Source organism: Serratia sp. X3, assembly GCF_014982455.1.
Classification (GTDB): Bacteria; Pseudomonadota; Gammaproteobacteria; order Enterobacterales; family Enterobacteriaceae; genus Serratia; species Serratia ureilytica.
On sequence record NZ_JADCNB010000003.1, the window covers coordinates 214,200 to 231,981 of the forward strand.

General features: G+C 51.0%; 16 protein-coding genes and 1 pseudogene. 9 read left to right on the forward strand and 8 right to left on the reverse strand.

Annotation, left to right across the window (positions count from 1 at the left end; translation table 11 throughout):
• The first annotated feature begins 242 nt into the window (after positions 1 to 242).
• From IMX17_RS15240 to IMX17_RS15265, 6 genes are read left to right on the forward strand one after another with little or no spacing between them, the layout of a single operon-like run.
• Complete coding sequence (locus IMX17_RS15240) at positions 243 to 506, forward strand: AlpA family transcriptional regulator (RefSeq protein WP_193549927.1); 264 nt, start codon at positions 243 to 245, stop codon at positions 504 to 506.
• A complete protein-coding gene (locus tag IMX17_RS15245) occupies positions 503 to 748 on the forward strand; it encodes a hypothetical protein (protein ID WP_193549928.1) in 246 nt (81 codons plus the stop codon). The genes IMX17_RS15240 and IMX17_RS15245 overlap by 4 nt, the downstream gene beginning before the upstream one ends.
• Positions 749 to 753: 5 nt before the next feature.
• Complete coding sequence (locus tag IMX17_RS15250; RefSeq protein WP_193549929.1) at positions 754 to 1,299, forward strand: host cell division inhibitor Icd-like protein; 546 nt, start codon at positions 754 to 756, stop codon at positions 1,297 to 1,299.
• Positions 1,296 to 1,559 carry a hypothetical protein gene (locus tag IMX17_RS15255; protein WP_147881529.1) on the forward strand — a complete coding sequence of 88 codons (264 nt, stop codon included), beginning with the start codon at positions 1,296 to 1,298 and terminating at the stop codon, positions 1,557 to 1,559. Before IMX17_RS15250 ends, IMX17_RS15255 begins: the two co-directional genes overlap by 4 nt.
• Positions 1,556 to 1,891, forward strand: a complete 336-nt coding sequence (locus tag IMX17_RS15260; RefSeq protein ID WP_193549930.1) for a DUF5375 family protein — start codon at positions 1,556 to 1,558, stop codon at positions 1,889 to 1,891. Before IMX17_RS15255 ends, IMX17_RS15260 begins: the two co-directional genes overlap by 4 nt.
• Before the next feature lie 10 nt (positions 1,892 to 1,901).
• Positions 1,902 to 4,250: a primase-helicase zinc-binding domain-containing protein gene (locus tag IMX17_RS15265; protein ID WP_193549931.1), complete on the forward strand. Its 2,349-nt coding sequence runs from the start codon at positions 1,902 to 1,904 to the stop codon at positions 4,248 to 4,250.
• A gap of 264 nt (positions 4,251 to 4,514) precedes the next feature.
• Here the strand turns inward: IMX17_RS15265 and IMX17_RS15270 are convergent, their stop codons facing one another.
• Positions 4,515 to 5,117, reverse strand: coding sequence for a uracil-DNA glycosylase (locus IMX17_RS15270; protein WP_193549932.1), 603 nt, complete (start codon positions 5,115 to 5,117; stop codon positions 4,515 to 4,517).
• Positions 5,118 to 5,566: 449 nt separating this feature from the next.
• Here IMX17_RS15270 and IMX17_RS15275 point away from each other — a divergent pair, with 449 nt between their 5' ends.
• Positions 5,567 to 6,262, forward strand: coding sequence for a hypothetical protein (locus IMX17_RS15275; RefSeq protein ID WP_227414594.1), 696 nt, complete (start codon positions 5,567 to 5,569; stop codon positions 6,260 to 6,262).
• A 545-nt stretch (positions 6,263 to 6,807) separates the two neighbouring features.
• Positions 6,808 to 7,164 carry a hypothetical protein gene (locus IMX17_RS15280; protein ID WP_143779246.1) on the forward strand — a complete coding sequence of 119 codons (357 nt, stop codon included), beginning with the start codon at positions 6,808 to 6,810 and terminating at the stop codon, positions 7,162 to 7,164.
• A gap of 278 nt (positions 7,165 to 7,442) precedes the next feature.
• On the opposite strand, the gene IMX17_RS15285 is transcribed toward IMX17_RS15280, so the two are convergent.
• The 6 genes from IMX17_RS15285 to IMX17_RS15310 all read right to left on the reverse strand — a co-directional run bounded on the left by IMX17_RS15285 (position 7,443) and on the right by IMX17_RS15310 (position 13,144).
• Positions 7,443 to 8,093, reverse strand: a complete 651-nt coding sequence (locus IMX17_RS15285) for a CPBP family intramembrane glutamic endopeptidase (protein WP_193549933.1) — start codon at positions 8,091 to 8,093, stop codon at positions 7,443 to 7,445.
• A complete protein-coding gene (locus tag IMX17_RS15290; protein ID WP_193549934.1) occupies positions 8,090 to 10,204 on the reverse strand; it encodes a peptidase domain-containing ABC transporter in 2,115 nt (704 codons plus the stop codon). Before IMX17_RS15290 ends, IMX17_RS15285 begins: the two co-directional genes overlap by 4 nt.
• A complete protein-coding gene (locus IMX17_RS15295) occupies positions 10,197 to 11,471 on the reverse strand; it encodes an HlyD family secretion protein (protein ID WP_193549935.1) in 1,275 nt (424 codons plus the stop codon). Before IMX17_RS15295 ends, IMX17_RS15290 begins: the two co-directional genes overlap by 8 nt.
• A 214-nt stretch (positions 11,472 to 11,685) precedes the next feature.
• Positions 11,686 to 11,985 (reverse strand): hypothetical protein, encoded by a 300-nt coding sequence (locus IMX17_RS15300; protein ID WP_076741048.1) that lies wholly within the window; start codon positions 11,983 to 11,985, stop codon positions 11,686 to 11,688.
• Positions 11,986 to 12,081: 96 nt separating this feature from the next.
• Positions 12,082 to 12,363, reverse strand: coding sequence for a glycine zipper domain-containing protein (locus IMX17_RS15305; protein WP_076741047.1), 282 nt, complete (start codon positions 12,361 to 12,363; stop codon positions 12,082 to 12,084).
• Between the two features lie 13 nt (positions 12,364 to 12,376).
• On the reverse strand, positions 12,377 to 13,144 hold the full coding sequence (locus IMX17_RS15310; protein WP_193549936.1) for a Fic family protein: 768 nt from the start codon (positions 13,142 to 13,144) through the stop codon (positions 12,377 to 12,379).
• A gap of 457 nt (positions 13,145 to 13,601) precedes the next feature.
• On the opposite strand from IMX17_RS15310, the gene IMX17_RS15315 reads away from it, so the two are divergent.
• Positions 13,602 to 17,390 (forward strand): pcar, encoded by a 3,789-nt coding sequence (locus tag IMX17_RS15315; protein ID WP_193549937.1) that lies wholly within the window; start codon positions 13,602 to 13,604, stop codon positions 17,388 to 17,390.
• Here IMX17_RS15315 and IMX17_RS25255 read toward each other — a convergent pair.
• A pseudogene (locus tag IMX17_RS25255) lies at positions 17,367 to 17,747 on the reverse strand (hypothetical protein); the annotation flags it as partial. The gene IMX17_RS15315 and the pseudogene IMX17_RS25255 overlap by 24 nt on opposite strands.
• Positions 17,748 to 17,782: the final 35 nt, after the last annotated feature.

The following is a 17,782-nucleotide window of genomic DNA, read 5'->3' on the forward strand; positions in this document are numbered from 1 at the left end:
TATTAATCAACCGTCCATTCATCGCTCAGGCTTTTCGGCCGGTTTGCCAACAACGGTCAATAAATGCCAATAAAGGCCAATATTGGCCAGCGTTGTCCACTTGATTGAAAAGTAGGCATAAAATCTGTTCCACCACACAACAACGCCTTGTTGCCACCCCGGTAAATATTCACATAATAGGGCGCTACCGAAGTTCACACAGTCCCGGCCAGCGTTGGCCGGACACAAAGAGGTAGCGTTTTATGTTGACCGTTTCCACCCCCGCCCCATCCACCTCGTCGCCGGTGCATCCTGGCGTCTATACCCCGCGCGAGCGCTTTATCCGTCTACCGGAAGTGCTCTACACCACCGGCCTGTCCCGCTCCACCGTGTACGAGATGATGAGTCGCCGGCAGTTTCCGGCTCAGGTCTCCCTCGGTGGTAAAAACGTCGCCTGGCTGGCCTCCGAGGTTGAGCTGTGGATGGACGAGCGTATCGCCAATCGTCACCAGGGGGGCGCCGTATGATGCGATTAACCTTTGGTCGCCAGAACTTTACCCTGAGCGACAACGACGCACTGTTTATCGCGGAAGCCATCCTGTTACAACGCAAAGAGCCTGGCGTCGTCTTGCCGGATCACCGCAGCGAAAAACACGGCATTATTCGTCTGGCGAGTAGCCAGGCTGAGCCGCACCTGTTCCGTGCCGGGCCGATGCCGCTGACCTGTGCGGTGACCGATACCCGCAACGACCCGCTTACCGACTGTTGATCACTATGCGATCGATTGAACGTCCGGGGGCGTCTTACGGCTTGCCCCTTTGTCCGGCCTTGCGCTATAGTCCTCCCGCTGCCGCACAATCGGCAGTCGGGCGTGGAAACCCGTGTAACTCAATGGCGACACAACACGCGCCAGGCGTGTTTTTTTATGTCGCGGCCTTAGTGTGCTCATTTTTTGCACAGTGGTTTTTATGCTACTGTGGCTATCAAACAATGGTGGCTCAGGCGGGGCTGACTTCGGTCAGGCCGGTATCCATTGAGGCCGGTATTTCCACCCCCGTCTGGGCTACCACCCATAAGCGTGGAAACTTCGGTGGTAGCAATAACCATGACTCAATGGAGGCTGCCACCATGGCTACGACCCTCACCCCGACTCACCCTACATTCTGCTTTTTGTTTGCGGCCGTACGCCGTTCTGCGCTGACCGCTTCGCCGCGTATCGTGCGCACCGTGGCGGATTCTGAGCACAATGCTCGCCGCCTGCTGGCTCGTGATTACGTGTTGCCCTTTGCCGGTCGTCTGCCGGTTAAGGCGGTAGCATGAATACCCTGGCCGACCGCTACTACCGCGATACCCATTATCCTATCCCGCACGCCGATTTTCTGCGTCTCCAGCATGCGCACGCCACCGGCGTGCTGTTCCTTGACCTGCTGGACACCCTCGACCTCAGCGGGCAGCGCCCCGATGCCGTGCAACAGGCATCGTTTGCCTCGGTCATTGCCCTGCTGACCGACCAGCTCGGCCACGTCGTCAACACCTGTGAAACCCAAATCCTTGCCCGCATGGAGGCCACCGCCGCATGAACACTGCATCCTGTTTACCGATTGAAGTCCGTACCGCCGTTTTCCGCCGCGCCGTGGCGCAGGCCTATCTGGACACCTGCGCCTTTTACCGGGTGAGCCTCGGTTACACGCTGGACGAGCTGCAGATGACGATTGCCCTGCGCCTGGAAGGGCACTTTGTGCGTCAGTACGGCGCAGAGGACGGCATGGATATGGCGTGCACCATGCTGAGTGACATGGTGCAGCCGGACGTTCTGGTGGCCGCACCGCGCTTGACCACGCTGGGGCAAAAGATGATGGACGAGCTGTGCTGTGAGCGCCTGTCGGCGGCACAGCATGCCACCGTACACTGAGGAGAAGAGCATGAGCGCCCAGTTCGTTTCCCAGACCGTACGCACCGCCACCGGCCAGTGGCCGGTGATACTCCCAGCCCTCGGTATTGCCTTGCAGCCGAACGGCAAGCCGCAGCCGTGCCCGACCTGCGGCGGCAAAGACCGCTTTCGCTTCGACAACCAGGATGGACGCGGCACCTGGTTCTGCAATCAGTGCGGGGCCGGTGACGGCCTCAACCTGGTGGAAAAAGCCCTGTCGCTGTCAGCAAAGGCCGCCGCCGAACAGGTGGCTGCCGTGATGGGAGGAAAAGCCAACGCTTTGCCACCGGCCGCTGAGATCGGCCATGCCTCACAGAAGACCGGCGGGCAAGACAAGGCCGAGGCTCAGCGCAAAGCCGCGCGACAGGCACAAGCTCTGGTGGCTGCCGCTCAGTGCAAAAGCGGCAACGCCTATCTGAGCGCCAAAGGCTGGCCGGAGGCAGAAACCCTGACCTTGCAGGGTCAGCCGCTGCGCGTCGGCGGTATTACCTTCCAGCCCGGCGACCTGTTGCTGCCGCTGTACAATGCCGGGGGTGAGGTGATTAACGTGCAGCTGATTAACGCCAGCGGGGACAAGCGCATGCTGGCAGGCGGGCAGGTGAAAGCCGCCAGCCACATCCTGAACGGCCCGGACAACGCGGTTATCTGGCTCACCGAAGGCTACGCCACCGGCCTTACCGTGCATCGCCTGACCGGCGAGACGGTGTGCGTGGCGCTCAGCGCTAACAACCTGGCCGCCGTGGCAGAGCAGCTGCGCAGCCACTACCCGGACGCACGGCTGCTGCTGGCGGCCGATAATGACCGCAGCGGCACCGGGCAGACCCGCGCAGCCGAGGCGGCCACACTCACTGGCGGCATCCCGGCGCTGCCGCCCACGGAAGGTGACTGGAACGATATTTACTGCCAGCAAGGCGCTGAGTCCACGCGCGCGCAGCTCCAGGTGTTTAGTCAGCCACCGCAGCCCAGCCCGTTCGACACGCTGAGCGATGCCGACCTCAAAGCCATGAGCGCCAGCGAGAAAGCCGAACTGCTGGCGGAGCATTACGGCAATACCCTGGCGGTGCCGCCGGTGGGGGAAGAGCTGTGCCGCTATACGCGCGGCGCCTGGCAGGTGCTGCCCCACCGACAGCTGAGCCGGGAGATTGCCGCGCTGTTCCAGAAGGTACGCGCGCCGTTCTCCGCTGCCGGTATCAACAGCATTTTGGACACCCTCAAGCTGATGGTGCCGCAGATGGGCGACCCGGCTCGCCGGTTGATAGGCTTTCGTAACGGGGTGTTTGATACCGTCAGCGGGCAGTTCAGCGCCCACCGGCAAGAGCACTGGCTGCGCACCGTCAACAGCGTGGACTATACGCCGCCGCGTGCCGGGGAGAACCTGGCCGACCATGCACCGCACTTCTGGCAGTGGCTGACGCGGGCCGCCGGGGGCAAGCACGACAAGCAAGAACGTATCCTCGCGGCGCTCTTTATGGTGCTGGCCAACCGCTACGACTGGCAGTTGTTCCTTGAAGTGACCGGCCCCGGCGGCAGCGGCAAGAGCGTAATGGCGGCCATTGCCCGGCTGCTCGCCGGGGCTGACAACACGACCTCGGCCACCATCGATAACCTGGAGTCGGCGCGCGAGCGGGCCAGCGTGGTGGGTTACTCGCTGATTATCCTGCCTGACCAGGAGAAGTGGAGCGGCGACGGCGCGGGTATCAAGGCAATCACCGGCGGCGATGCGGTCGCCATCGACCCCAAATACCGCGACGCCTACGCGGCGCACATCCCGGCGGTGATTTTGGCGGTCAACAACAACCCGATGCAGTTCAGCGACCGCAGCGGCGGCATCTCGCGCCGCCGCGTTATTCTGCCGTTCCCGGAGGCTATCGCCCCCGAAGGGCGCGATCCGCTGTTGCTGGCGAAGATCACCGAAGAGCTGGCCGTGATTGTGCGTCACCTGATGCAGCGCTTCGCCAACCGGAATGATGCGCGTGCACTGCTCCAGGCGCAGCAGAGTTCGGCGGAAGCCCTGGAAATCAAACGGCATGCCGATCCGCTGGTCGATTTTTGTGGTTACCTGACGGTGCTGGGTACCCCGGAAGGGATGATGATCGGCAACGCCAACATCACCCCGCCGAATCCACGCCGCTACCTGTATCACGCCTACCTGTCGTTTATGGCCGCACGGGGGTATCAGCACGTGATGAACCTGACGGCGTTCGGCCAGGCGGTGCCGCAGACGCTGAAAGAGTATGAGCATACGCTGCTGAAACGCCGCACCAAGCAGGGAATACAAACCAACCTGATATTGAGCGAAGAGTGCGAAGCGGACTGGTTGCCGAAGTGTGGCGCCGTGTGACAATGAGCGAGTCGATCGGCCGTGCCGATCAATAGACATTGATCTGCCGAACCCATTGGACGCTCAATCGCTGCGCCGCCTATAGTGGAAGTGACCTTAATACACGCAGCAACACCAGGGCATCCTATCGGCCGCTGAACGGTCAATATCATAACGACAAGCGCTCCCCCAAACCGGCTCAGGCCGGTTTTTTTTGTGCCTGTAACTCAGACTGTTCACCCTGTAGGTGAATAAGTTGCTATAAATATTTTAGACTTTGTCTGCCTACAATGCCTGCAACCACTGTCCTGTAATGCTATCCCACATTGCTCTATTGGTCGCTCTTACTTTTGGTGATGGGTGTGCGGACACAATTATTTTCACTGGTTTCATTTTGACTATTGGTAAAGCTTTCTCAGCCTTACGACCTACTAGCACAACTGTGGTAAGATTTGGTAGGAGAGCTAATAAATTGGCAAGTTCTGATAGGCCTTCTTTTTTTTCTGCAGATGTCAGCTTAATCGTTCCATTCCAACCGGGGATAGTGTTCCACAGCACAGTACGCTTTCGTGGGATACCTGCTGCGTTCATGAAATTAAAAATAGCTTCAGCAGTGGCATCATTATTATCTCTTGAAATAAAACCTGAGCCGCCAAGAGCCGGGGATGTTTTCGGGCCGGGTTTTTCAAGTAGAAAAAGGATATTAGCGCCTTGCCCACCATCATGTGGGTCAAAATAAGGGAACTCCCATTCAGGATGTTTTATCTTTAGTCCTTCAACGTATTTAGTAAGCTGTTCAATATGAGGATCATTCAATAAGGAGTTCTTTGCGCTTATAGCATCGGCTGAGCGTAGAGATCTTGGAGATGAAAAGTTTTCAGATTGCATAGAATATTTCTCTAGTTATCATTTTAGATGTGGGTGTTGCATCTTTATACAAAAAGATGGTTACGTCACTAAATTACTTACCCAGCCATCGCATTTTTGCTTAACGTATCGCACACACAGTCATCACTCAGCCGAAAAGTTGGCAGTGAACATTATGCATATACAGAGTAGCAGGGTAGCGACCGACATCATAACGACAAGCGCTCCCAAAACCGGCTCAGGCCGGTTTTTTTGTGCCTGCGGTTAAGGCTGTTCACCCTGCAGGTGAACAGGGGTGTACACCGAGAAGGTGGCTATACACCCATTAATGCATTGAAATAAAGGGATAAAATAAAAATATGTATAGAGTGAACAGTTTTCCTATAAATCTTTTTTTCTGAGCAAAATGGCAGATTGGCTCTATCATGGGGCAGAGTCAAAACAGACTCTTTGATGGGATAACCGTTAAGATGGAAACGACCAAAACAATAATTTTGGAAGGTTTAGAACGGCATGATTTAAGCGAACTACCCGGCCGTCCTTATGATTGCTCCTTCGAATTGTTAGCAGCTAAACCAGCAAGAAAGCGCTTAATCATGGTCGGGTTCAACGGCTCATCAGCAGATGGCGGTTTTACAAATGCTGAAGCAGTGATAAACGGTTTTAATTCACCTTGTTTCTCTAATGTTCAGGCTGGTGCCGAAGGTGAATGGGGCATCAAACATTTGGCAAGCCGCCTGCAATCCGTCCCTGAACAGCTAGGCTTTAGATGGCAAGATACTGTCTATACCAATGCACTACTCTTGTGTTCTAAAGATGCCCTGTCGCTCAAAAAAAGGGCTCAAGAGAGCGCGATTGGCAGTTTGGATCGACTGATTGAAAAATCGATGGGTTTCTTTGAAAACATTACCGTCCCCCTATGCAAACCTGAGCTAATTATTGCTTACAGTAACGGAATGAACTCTCACTCAGCAGCTCGCTTGCTTTTAAAAGCATTCGGCGATGGCGATGAGCCCGAGTACATAAGCCGAAACCGCTACTACTCTACGTTCTACTTTACAGCACGGTTTAAACAATTGGATGTGCCTGTGGTAGGTATCCGCCACATGTCGCGTTTCAAACCTGATGTGCAGCTCATCAAACAAGCATGGGATAAAAGGCGCTAACTGGTCATGTCAGATTCTAGAATCCCCCTTTAACAGGGCGTCGCCTCCCTGCATTGGTATACGATTAGATATACCAAAAAAAACGAATTATATTTTAATTAATAATTACAATTAGTTAATTTGTTTATTCGGATTGCTGGCGACCGAAATGCCCGCTTAACCTGGAAGAGCGGGGTCATGGTGCGCTCCGATCGTGGGCGGTTTGAGTTCATCGTACCGCCGGAGCAATGAATACTATTAATTAGTACATATAATGCAGAACTTACATACACCTTATCTCTTTTCATGCGCAGAGCCTAAAAAGACAATACTCGGATCAAATATCTTATGCATAAAGGGTGTGCCGGGTAACGTCAGTATTGCTACCCTGTCGTTTTGAACCGAGCGTCGCCGGAGTGCAGCCAGCCCAGCGAATGATAATCTCTTGATGAAAAACTTAAACTTTCCTAACAATTTCCCCTTGAAACCTCACGTTGTGTGGGTTAATAATTAGTCGCTTTACATAACTTTACACGCTGTGGTTTCATCATCAAAAGGAGTTGTTTATGAAAGTTATTGATCCATCTATGCTCTACCATGTTTCTGGTGCAGGAAATTTTGGGGATAACCGTGATGGTGGCGGCCGAGTCAACAACAATGGTGGCAGCAATCGTGGTCACGATTCTGGGCGTGATGCCGCGGCAGCGGCAGCTGCAGCTGCCGGAGGTGTTATCGGAGGGATGCTCACTGGACCAGGTGCACCATTAGGTGCGATTGCAGGTACCGCTCTCGGTGGTGTTATTGGCGCGGCCGGTTTTGATGCTGCATGGAATGCCACTCACAGTAACAACGGCGGTAACGACCGTGGTGCCTTTGGCGGGGACAGCAACAAAAACAGTGTTAATGGACAATGCCACTGGTAATTCAGTGCTGGCCGGGAATACCTCCCGGCCACTCTAAAGGAGAAGCTCATTTCGCCATGAAGAAATTTATCCGTGTTTTTTTTCTTTTCCTATTTTGTTTTACCGTAGTGGATGTTGTTCAAGGGGCTGAATTTAAATCAATTTTAGTCATAAAAACCCTATGCTATTCTGCCGTTATCGCATTAGTCTATGCCTTTGTGACCAGCGCATGGTGGAAAAAAAATGTGCTGAGACTCAGGAAAGAGTGATGGGTGGAGGCCTGGTTTTCGATGCTAACGCTATGAAAAGTAATAGCTGGTCGCCATGATGAAGCCATTCATCAGCATATGTAGCAGTACCGGCATGGCCACTCCTCTCGATACAATGCGTGCAGCAATCAAAAGCAGCGATACCAGTGCCAGGATCATGAACGTGCGGATATCTGAGTACTGGGTATGCAGGATGGCAAAGACAGCTGACGTCGTGAGTGCAGACCAATAGATATTGCCTTTGAATATCTGCAACAACCCACTGAAAAGACACCCTCTGAATACCATTTCTTCGTAAATGGGAACGAGAAAGACCAACAGGAGCGTGTTCACCCAAAATACGCAGCCCCTTACCGCTTCTTGTTCGGTCATCCAGCTTTCTGCTTTCCTAATCCCCAAAATATAGGCGCCTAGGTATTGGAGCAGCAGAATGAATACCGTGAACGCAATCATTAACCGCCCGTTAATTTTTCCCACGCCCATACCGTGCTCTTTGCTAAAAAAGGCCACATATAACGGGACGATGAGCCCGAACTCGAGGAGATACAGAACGGGTAACACCAGACCTGTTTGCACAAACGCGGCGTTATCGCTCAGAAACCAGGGGTAAAAGGTCAGGCCCACCATGAGAAGAACCAGCGCAAAACAGGCCAGCGTAAATGCAAAGCGTGATTTGTTCATTGGTCCGCCTTGTGGGTCAGAACGATGACGCGATCGGCTGAGGCAATGGTGGTTTCGCGGTGGGCAATAATCACCCGTGTAATGCTGAGTGCCTTAATCGCCTGATTCACCTTCGCTTCACTGTCCTTATCCAGCGCACTGGTCGCCTCGTCCAGGAACAAAATCGCCGGTTTCTTGTAAATAGCCCGGGCAATAAACAGGCGTTGCTTCTGCCCGCCGGATAATCCTTCCCCCAGTTCGCCGATCAGGGTTTCATACCCCATCGGCATGCGCATGATCACTTCATGCAGATAACTGGCCCGGGCGCAGGTTTCCATCCAGGCGTCATCTACCTCGTCCACGAACCCGCAAATATTTTCCCGGATTGAGCCAGAGAACAGTTTGTCGTCCTGCATCACGCAGGCAATCATTTTGTGGTAGTTGTTGATGCCGAGCTGCCGAATATCGACGCCGTTCACCTCGACCTTCCCTGAATCCGGGGGAAACAGCCCGCACAGTACCTTCATCAGCGTGGTCTTGCCTGCCCCGGACGGACCCACGATGGCCACACTTTCCCCCGGTGCAACGTTGATGTCCAAGGCATCAAAGACCGCCGGTGACTGGCTGTCGTACCGGTAGCTCAGGGCATGGGTGGACAATCCCATCGGTTGCATTCCCGAGATATATGGGAGGTCGGGCTTGCGATCTTCCCGTGGGTGCAGGGCAATATCGGCAATACGTTCGTTATGCAGGCTCATCATGCGCAGCTGCAGCAGAAACGCCGTCAGGGACCCGATACGATCGGAGAACTGCCCCCGAAAGGCGCCGAACGCGACGAACATGCCGAGGGTCATCTGATTGTCGATCACCAGACTGGCCCCTAGCCACAGAATGACAACCTGGTCACAGGCCGCCACGAAGGTGTTGATCCCACCAAACAGCATGTCCATTCGGGTGATCCGGATACCGGTATTGATGCTGTCGATTTCAAGGTTGAGCCAGTGAGCGATGCGGCGTTCCGCCATGCCCTGCATCTTGACGGTGGCGATGCCATACAGTGTCTCCATAAAATAGGAACCAGCACGGGCATTTCTCACCAACGCTTCTTCGGATAGCTGGCGATAATAGCCGTAAGTCAGCAGGCGTATCAGCACATAAAGCGCGGTGAACGCGATCACCACCCAGGTCAACCAGCCACCATACAGCACCATCATCACCAACACGCCGATCACCATGATGCCGTCCATGATGGCGCCGACAATACTGGTGGTGAAAGTGCTGCGCAGCGTATCCAGTGAACTGAAGCGTGACTGAATGTCACCCAGCTTACGCCGTTCAAAGTAACCGAGCGGCAGGCGCAGCAGGTGGGTAAACAGACCGGATTGCCACTGTACGTTGATGAGTGTCGACATGACCAGTCCGGCCCAGGCGCGCACCATGCCAATGGCGGCCCGCAGCAGGATGAACAGCATCAGCCCAACGCAGATGAGCGTCAGTAACCCGCGATCCCCGGCAGGAATAGCGTGATCCATCACCAGCTGCGTGCCGATGGGCATCACCAGGTTGATGGTTTCGAATACCAGAGACAGGCAAAAGATTTTGCCGAGCGCCCCCTTGAGACCGTGTACGCTGCCAATCAGCGTACGAAGATGAATGCGGTGGCGAACGCTGTCGGCGGTGAAGGAGCTGCCGGGCCAGGCTTCAAGCGCTACGCCGGTGAAACTGTGCGACAGTTCCGTCAGGCTGATGGCCCGGCGTCCGCGCGCCGGATCATGCAGCACTGCGCGGTGGCCTTTGACGCTGACCAGCACCACAAAATGGTTGAATTCCCAGTGCAGAATGCAGGGCAGTTTCAGTGCGTTGAGTTCGTCCAGATCCAGAGACAGGGGACGGGTGCTCAACCCCAATTGCTCGGCGATACCGGTCAGTCCAACCAGTGTTGCACCGCGCGTTGACAGGTTGAACTGCCGGCGCAGCGCGATCAGGTCGATGTTTTTGCCGTAGTAACCGCATATCATCGCTAGGCAGGCCAGCCCGCATTCCGACGACTCGGTCTGGTGCACCATCGGAACCCGGTGACGTAGCCGCAGATCCAGCTGGCTGACCAGTTGTTTGAATGCAGGCTTACTCATTGACCGGCCCCGTCGCGCTGTGTTTCATGTCGTAGAACGGTGACAACATCCACTGATAAATCTTCCTTTTTTCCAGAAACAGGGTGCTTTGCGCTTTCATGCCGTTTTCCAGGCTCAGACGTTTACCGTCATAAGCAATGGCCTGTTTTTCCGGAATGACAATCACCTTGTAGTAGGGCACAGCGGCGGTCAGCGCCGCTTTTGGGGCCCCCTGATAGGTCAGCATTTCCTGCGGTGAGGCCGGGGCTTTGGAGATGACGGACACCATACCGGCAAACTGGCCGAATTTTTCCGCCGGAAAGGCGTCATAACGTACATTGACCTTGTCACCGGCAGCAATGTAAGGAATGGCATCGTTAGGTACCCACAGCACGAGGGCGTAGTGATCGATGTCGTGGGGGATCACCTGCAGCAGACTGTCGCCGACGTTAACCATTTGGCCAACCGTGACGCTCAGCGAATCGATACGGCCATCGGCCAGCGCACGAACGACGATCGCTCCACCGGCATCGATGTTGAGCCGCTCTTTCTGTAGCTCGTAGCGCTGCAGCTCCATCTGGTAGATCTGGTTGTCGAAGTTGGCGGCCTGGGTATGGATCTGGCTTTCCAGCGCGGTGATCTGCAGCGCATTCTGTTCGTTCTGGCCGGACAGGCCCAGTAGGTTGTTCTGCTGCTGGTAATACAGGGCCACTTGGTTGGTGAGCTGATCCTTGTTGATCAGTCCCTTGGTCTGATAGTGCCGGTAGTTCTCCATGTTCTCCTTCATGATGCGTATCCCTTCCTGAGCACGCCGAAGAATGTCGGTTGAGCGCGAGAACGCGGCGGTATATTGCGCCTTCTGTTTTTCCAGCATTGTGAGCGTGGCCTGCTTGCTGCTTTCCAGTCGGCTGATGATTTGCGCAATGCGTGCCAGCTGGCCATCGATATCCCGCTGCTGGTTGTCGCTGACCACTCCGCTGCGGGTGCTTTTGCTGACGTCAATCTGGTAAATGGGGGCACCGGCGGCAATCACCTGCCCTTCGGTGACGAATTGCTTGACTACTATCCCCTGGACGGCGGAATAAACGTTGGCGGCGCGCGGATAAGTGCTGATCTCGCCGGTCACGTTGACCCGCCGGGTATAAGTACCGGCGATCGCGAAGGTGAGAAAGGCGATGAAGAAAAACAGGCAGAGCCCTGTCGTGCCCCAAACGGGAATACCGGGTAGCAGGAGCGCCCTGCCACGCCATTTCATTTTCTGATTATCGATCGCTTCCTGGCGAAACACTATTTGGGATCCTTGGTTATGCGGTGATAAACATCGTGTTTTTTGCAATCACATTAACCAGTGAATAGCGACGCTGCGCACTCACCTTAGCTGAAACCAAACTTACAGCCAGTACAACGTGCTTGTCAAACCACTTATCAGCAGTGCTAATGAATATGACTCTCTGTTCGATCATGTCCTTCAAATGATAACCGTGAGCACTGGGTTAAATTCCTTAGCCTTTAAATACATCCTTGTTTTTCAATAACATCCTTCTTATTATAACATTCATTCCAATAAAAGCGCTCACGACATAGCCCACCATAACAATGAATGAGTTGTGTAATATTTCATTATTAAATTTCACATCATTTAAAAGAATGATGATAAACCATGGGAGCATGGAAATGGCCAGTACACCTAATGTATCTGACATGTTTTGCCCCAAAAATGCTTTTCGCCAGCGCTTCACTCTTTCTTTTAGTGGTAAGTTTTTCAGTTCCGGAATGCTCTTCAGCGTCCAATAAATCTTCATTTACCCACTCCAAAAATCTAAACAATAGAAATATTATGTCTGGTCATGATGGGCAGTCAAACCAATATTAAATGTTTAACTACCCAGTCTGCATTTTTACCAATGGTTATCCGTACCAATTCCCGCAGGAGTCATCGAGACGTTATCTGGCTCATGATAGTTCTCACCAATTTTTCCACCGATGTAATCACCGACACCTGAACCAATCAAAGCACCTCCAGGGCCACCGATAACACCGCCAACGTAAGCACCAACGCCACCGCCAACTGTAGAGCCAACAGAGCTCAGCAATTCACGCATCTCTTCAAGATCTCTGTCCTCATCAGATTGCTGACCGCCTGCGACAAGTAACATATCCTTCTGCGACAATATTTCCATTTCTCTATCCTCTTTAGCTAAGTTTACATGGCTTTGGGGTGAAAAAACTGACGATGTTATAATGAAACAAAATAATCTCATCCCATTCTGAGAATATCAGCGCTTGCCGCAAACGGATAAAATACCCACCTTGTGATAGATGATAAATATCATGAAGGGGAATATAGTTGTCATGGCATCGTTTCAACATGGCATTGATGAGCAATCTGCAAAATCGGCCGTTTCCGTCATAAAATGGATGGTAGGCAAGCAAGGCTGTTGAACTGATCACCGCTGAGTAAAGATTATCAAAGGGGGCATTAATAATAATGGCCCATATATTACGCAATCCATCGACCAAGTGTTTCGCATCAATAAACCGGATGTAATGCCCATTTTTATCTGATGACGTGCGCATGGCTGTCTTTCTAATACCAGGTTTTATCGGATTAATTTTGCCAGACCAGAAAGTTAAAAAGGCCAGAAAACAATCGAACTTGGCCCGCATTATCATGCGATTATAATCATCTGAGAACTGATTAATTAGTGCTGTTTCCAACAATGTTCGGCCGTCGTTTTTTATATCTTTCTGATTAGTTAGGTAATGGGCACTGAGTCGGTGTGTTAACCTATTGATCTCTTCATTAGGAAAGCCAACAACTCGATCATGCCCCTTACTTGTTTCACTGGAGAGGAGATATGTCGATACAATGGCTTCCAAAGAAGCGAGTTTCTCTCTCGTCACGGCGGAAAGCGTTGTTATATCTGGGAGTCGTAACGGTGTGAGTTGGATGACGTTCATGTCGTTTTTCCCTAAATAACCGAATCACACGGAATCGGGAAAAGCTTATCATTTTGATAATTCATGTTTGTTAATTTTTTGTGAACTTCCTATGAAACTGGTTTTATCGCCCTGCCACTTCATTTATCAACGCGATTATTTCGTGTGACGCTATCGGTAGTGTAAACCGCCAACGCACTACGCGAATGATGGCGTACACTCAGCCCGAAAGCACCGAGCTCAGTTCGGCAGTCGCACAACGTTTTCTACGGCGAAAATCAAGATAAGGGGAATTATGCGTAACTGCTGGCGTGATCCAAAAACCGGAAGTCGGCTCTTATCATTCCAGATGTCTAGAAAGACTCCTTCTTTATAGTTTTGCCTTTGTTATCTTTTCTGTTTTCAGGCGATATAATGCCGGTTAAACAAACAATGTTGGGTGAACAACATGCAAAGACCATCCCGAACGGAAGCTCTGATGCCGGTACTCAGCGCCGATGATGCTCAGGAAGAACAAATACATATCGCTTATGAACCTCTGACCCCCTCAGTCATTGAGGATGAAAAAGCGCAAAGCTATATCGAAGCACTGAATTTTGCTTGTTCTCGCCCGGATATCAGAAACATTGCTGTCACTGGCCCGTATGGTGCAGGTAAAAGCTCTGTATTACTGACGTGGGAAAAAGCAGAAAGCAATGACTTCAGGATGATGACCGTGTCTTTGGCTGATTTTGAAATGCAGCAAGCGTCATCCGGAGATACCAGTGTGGGGGATGACAAAACCGACGGTGATAAAGCTGATAAAAAAGCGGCTAAAGCTGAAGAAAAAACAATTGAGTACAGCATCCTGCAACAGCTGCTCTACAAAGAGAAAAAAAGTGTGTTGCCATATTCCCGTCTGGAGCGCATTTCTGACGTTAGCGCGCCTCAGATTGCCATGATGGCCGCCAGCCTGTTACTCATACTTGCATTGACGGCAACTGGCCTGCTTTTTCTATTCCCTGATTACATCAGTGCGAAGCTTTCTCTGCCGAAAGAGCTGAGTCAGTTTCTCCTGGCTTTGCCTATACTCGCTAGGGTTGGTGGCGCAGGGATATTTCTTTTTTTTGCCTTATTCCTTGCACTGAAGAAACTGCACCGTACAGGGGTATTTGACCGCCGCGTCAGTATTGATAAAGTTGACGTACTGAAAGGAGCGATTTCTACACGCCCCACCGCCCCCTCTCTTCTCAATGTGTACATTGATGAAATCGTCTACTTCTTCGAGCAAACGCAATACAATGTGGTCATATTTGAGGATCTGGACCGTCATAACGACGGTGCTATCTTCATCAAGCTCCGTGAGATAAATCAGCTCATCAATAACTGCCTTCCCGCTGATAAGCCGGTAAGATTTATCTACGCTGTCAGGGATAATCTCTTCAGCACGCCTGAATCACGGACAAAGTTTTTTGATTTTGTCATGCCGGTGATCCCGGTAATGGATAGTGAGAATGCTTCTGAGCATTTTTTGGGGAAATTTACATTGGATGAACTTATACAGGATGGGTTCAGAGATTGCCTTGCCAGACTGGCTCTTTTTATTCCTGATATGCGAGTGATGCACAATGTTGCAAACGAATTCCGGCTTTACAGGAATATTGTGAATAACGGAGAGGATCTTAAGCGACTGATTGCACTCATCGCCTACAAAAATCTCTGTGCCGAAGATTATCACGGAATAGATCAGAAAAAAGGATTACTTTACAGCATTGTTACCGAGTATACATCTGGTAAATTAAGAGAAGAATACTGTACTACACTTAACACAAGGATGAAAAAGCATCATACGGAACTTTCCGTTTTGCAGAATGAGAGGGTAGTATCAGAAAAAGAGTTGAGAAGAGAAATGCTTTACCAATATATTAATGAGAAAACAGAATCTACTTTGTATATTATTCGTAATAATGGCTCTCAATTTAATCTCGAAAACGTTATTGAAGATGAAGACACATTCCTCTCAATTTTAAGCGGTAATGCTTTTCATATCCGCACAAGGGTGTATGGTATAGATGTTGCTGTAGTTGAAAAAACAACAATTGAGAGTATGAAAACCGAATACGAGGAAAGGTGTTCTATTATCCTGAAAAAATCAGATGGTGGCATCACTCGTTTAGAGGAGAATATCAAAACTCTCAGATATGAGATTCAGAATACCTTCTCATATGATCTTGCCTTTTTCATCAACAAAATGGGCAGTTCAGGCTTCATTAAATGGGCCATAGCATGTGTATCACCGGGGTATGACGACGGAGCAGTCTTACCTGATAACGCTGGACAAATCGATTTCTTGTATTTCCTTCTATCTCATGGCTATCTTTCGACTGACTATATGGCCTATCGTTCTGTATTTATGCCGGGTAGCCTGAGCACGGAAGACAATAACTTTATTAGGGCTGTGACGGCAGGAAGATCACCTGATGAAACGACAAATATGCCCCTCAGCAACATTGCTAACACAGTGGTAAAATTAAGTGGACTGGGCATGCTGATGCGTGACAATGCTTGGCATCCTCAGATTCTCAGGCACCTTATGTACAATGATAAGGTTTCCCTGAAGACTATATTGGGAATGCAGGTGGAACCTGAAGCACAAGAGCGGATGGTAAGGCTAGCCAATGAGATCTTCCCTCGCTGGGAACCCACTCTGCAGCTGAAATATATCAGGTTATTGGTCGACGGGGATGGCAACTTGTCCACAATTATCCACCAGATTGGGAGCTTGAATGATATCGAAGCTCAACACACTCTGCTCCCGTTGTTACTGTCCTTACCGGCACTGCCTTGGAACGTCGTCTCTAAGAGAGAGCGGGAAGAGCTACAGCGACTCATTGATTCTCACGTTAATATCCTAACAGCCATACCTGAGGACTGTGCTCAGACTTTTTGTGAAAACCTGCGGAATTCAGACTGTCGCCTGACTAATATCCCTTTGGTCCAGAGCAACTCCGTCAAGAAAACTCTGCATTCGGTGGCACAGGAAAAACTGTGGGTCTATTCCACATCCAACCTGCAAAACCTCTGTTTTTCACTCATCCATGAGATAGAAAACAGCAGTGAAGCCTTACGTAAAAAACCTTTAAAAACAATAAAATCGCTTCATATTTCGAACCTTGAAGCCTATGTTTATGAAAACATATCATCGTTTATCCGTGATATTTTTATTCACTCCGAAGAAAGAGAGCTCATTCCTGACCTCCTTAATTCGGCATTGGTTGACTGGGATGATGCAGAGTGCCTAATAGTCAGTATGAAGTTTATGCTGGAAGATGTAACAGTTATCCTGAACAAAGAAAATAACGAAACAACAGAAACTAATCATGATAGAAACCTTTATTCACTTCTGACGCATCATAATCACATTACCCCTTTATGGAACAATGCAATTTTTTTACTTGATGAAGATGCGTCAGTTGCCGCTGATACATTTTGTGAATGGCTCAATATTAATTACGCTTTATTGCCAAATGAAACATTACCTTTGACTGAGGTTCAGCTCTCGCAGTTACTTATAAAAGTAGTATCTTCAGAAAACATCAGTAAAGATGCACTTGTCGTGGTAACCAAGACATTCAGATTATCTCTTATTAAGTTGCCTGACAGCTTGCCGCTGAACAATGCGGCAGTACTGATGGATCAGAAATGGTTAGCTCCAACCGCTAGTGTCTTTGAACAACTTTATCAGGCATTTTACGAAGAGGGTGACGGATTGACACCGCTTCTTTATGATCTGATTTGTATCCGTCCCGCCTTGTTGAATGAGAACTACGAGCTTGTTTTGTATGCTGATGAAGAATTTGACCGACGCATTACCCGGTTACTTCTGAATGGCGGTAAGATATCTGATGAACTCTGTATCAGTATCCTGAACTGGCTCTGGGATAAAGATGAGGCACTGTTCTCTGATGGGCCGCTTCTCAGCCTGCAAACCCTGACCCGGCTCTCAGTAAAACTGACCAGCGACCGACAGAAGCACGCACTGCTGATACAATGTTTGAAAGATGACAGGGCGCCGCGCACATTTATCAGGTCAGTGCTGATGACTTTCGGGCATTCGGATTATGCCGCTTTTCTCATTGAGAGGAGTCACCGCAGCATTGTGTATTCAGACTCGATGTGGCATTTGGCCACCCAGTTGGGAAAAAGTGAATTTATCAGGCCACCAAAAACCACTCACGAAAGTACACGTATCCGTATAGAGCCATTAACTAACGCTGAAAAAGATTAAGCCGAACGTAGGTGAAAGGGAGTAAGGCCGCCCAGATGACGGCCTTACTTTACTCCGCAATCTTTCCCAATCCTCCAGCGTTAGGCCCGGTACCTGCTCAAATTCTCTTACACCATTCGTCACCAACACGACACCGGATGCAGCGGCATGCCCGGTGATCGCCGTGTCGTTGGGATCGATCGGCATCCCGACCACGACCAGAGTCGCCTAATTTTTCGAGGTGGCGTCCACCGCCGCCCGGCTCTTCTAGGCCAGCACGGCATCAGGGCGGACGCAGGACGCGTCGACCAGCTGTGAGTGACGCGATGAGGCCTTCTTCTCGATGACACCGAAACGTATTTCCGAGTAGGTGATAGCCTAAACCACGCATCGGAGATGCACGCCAAATCATG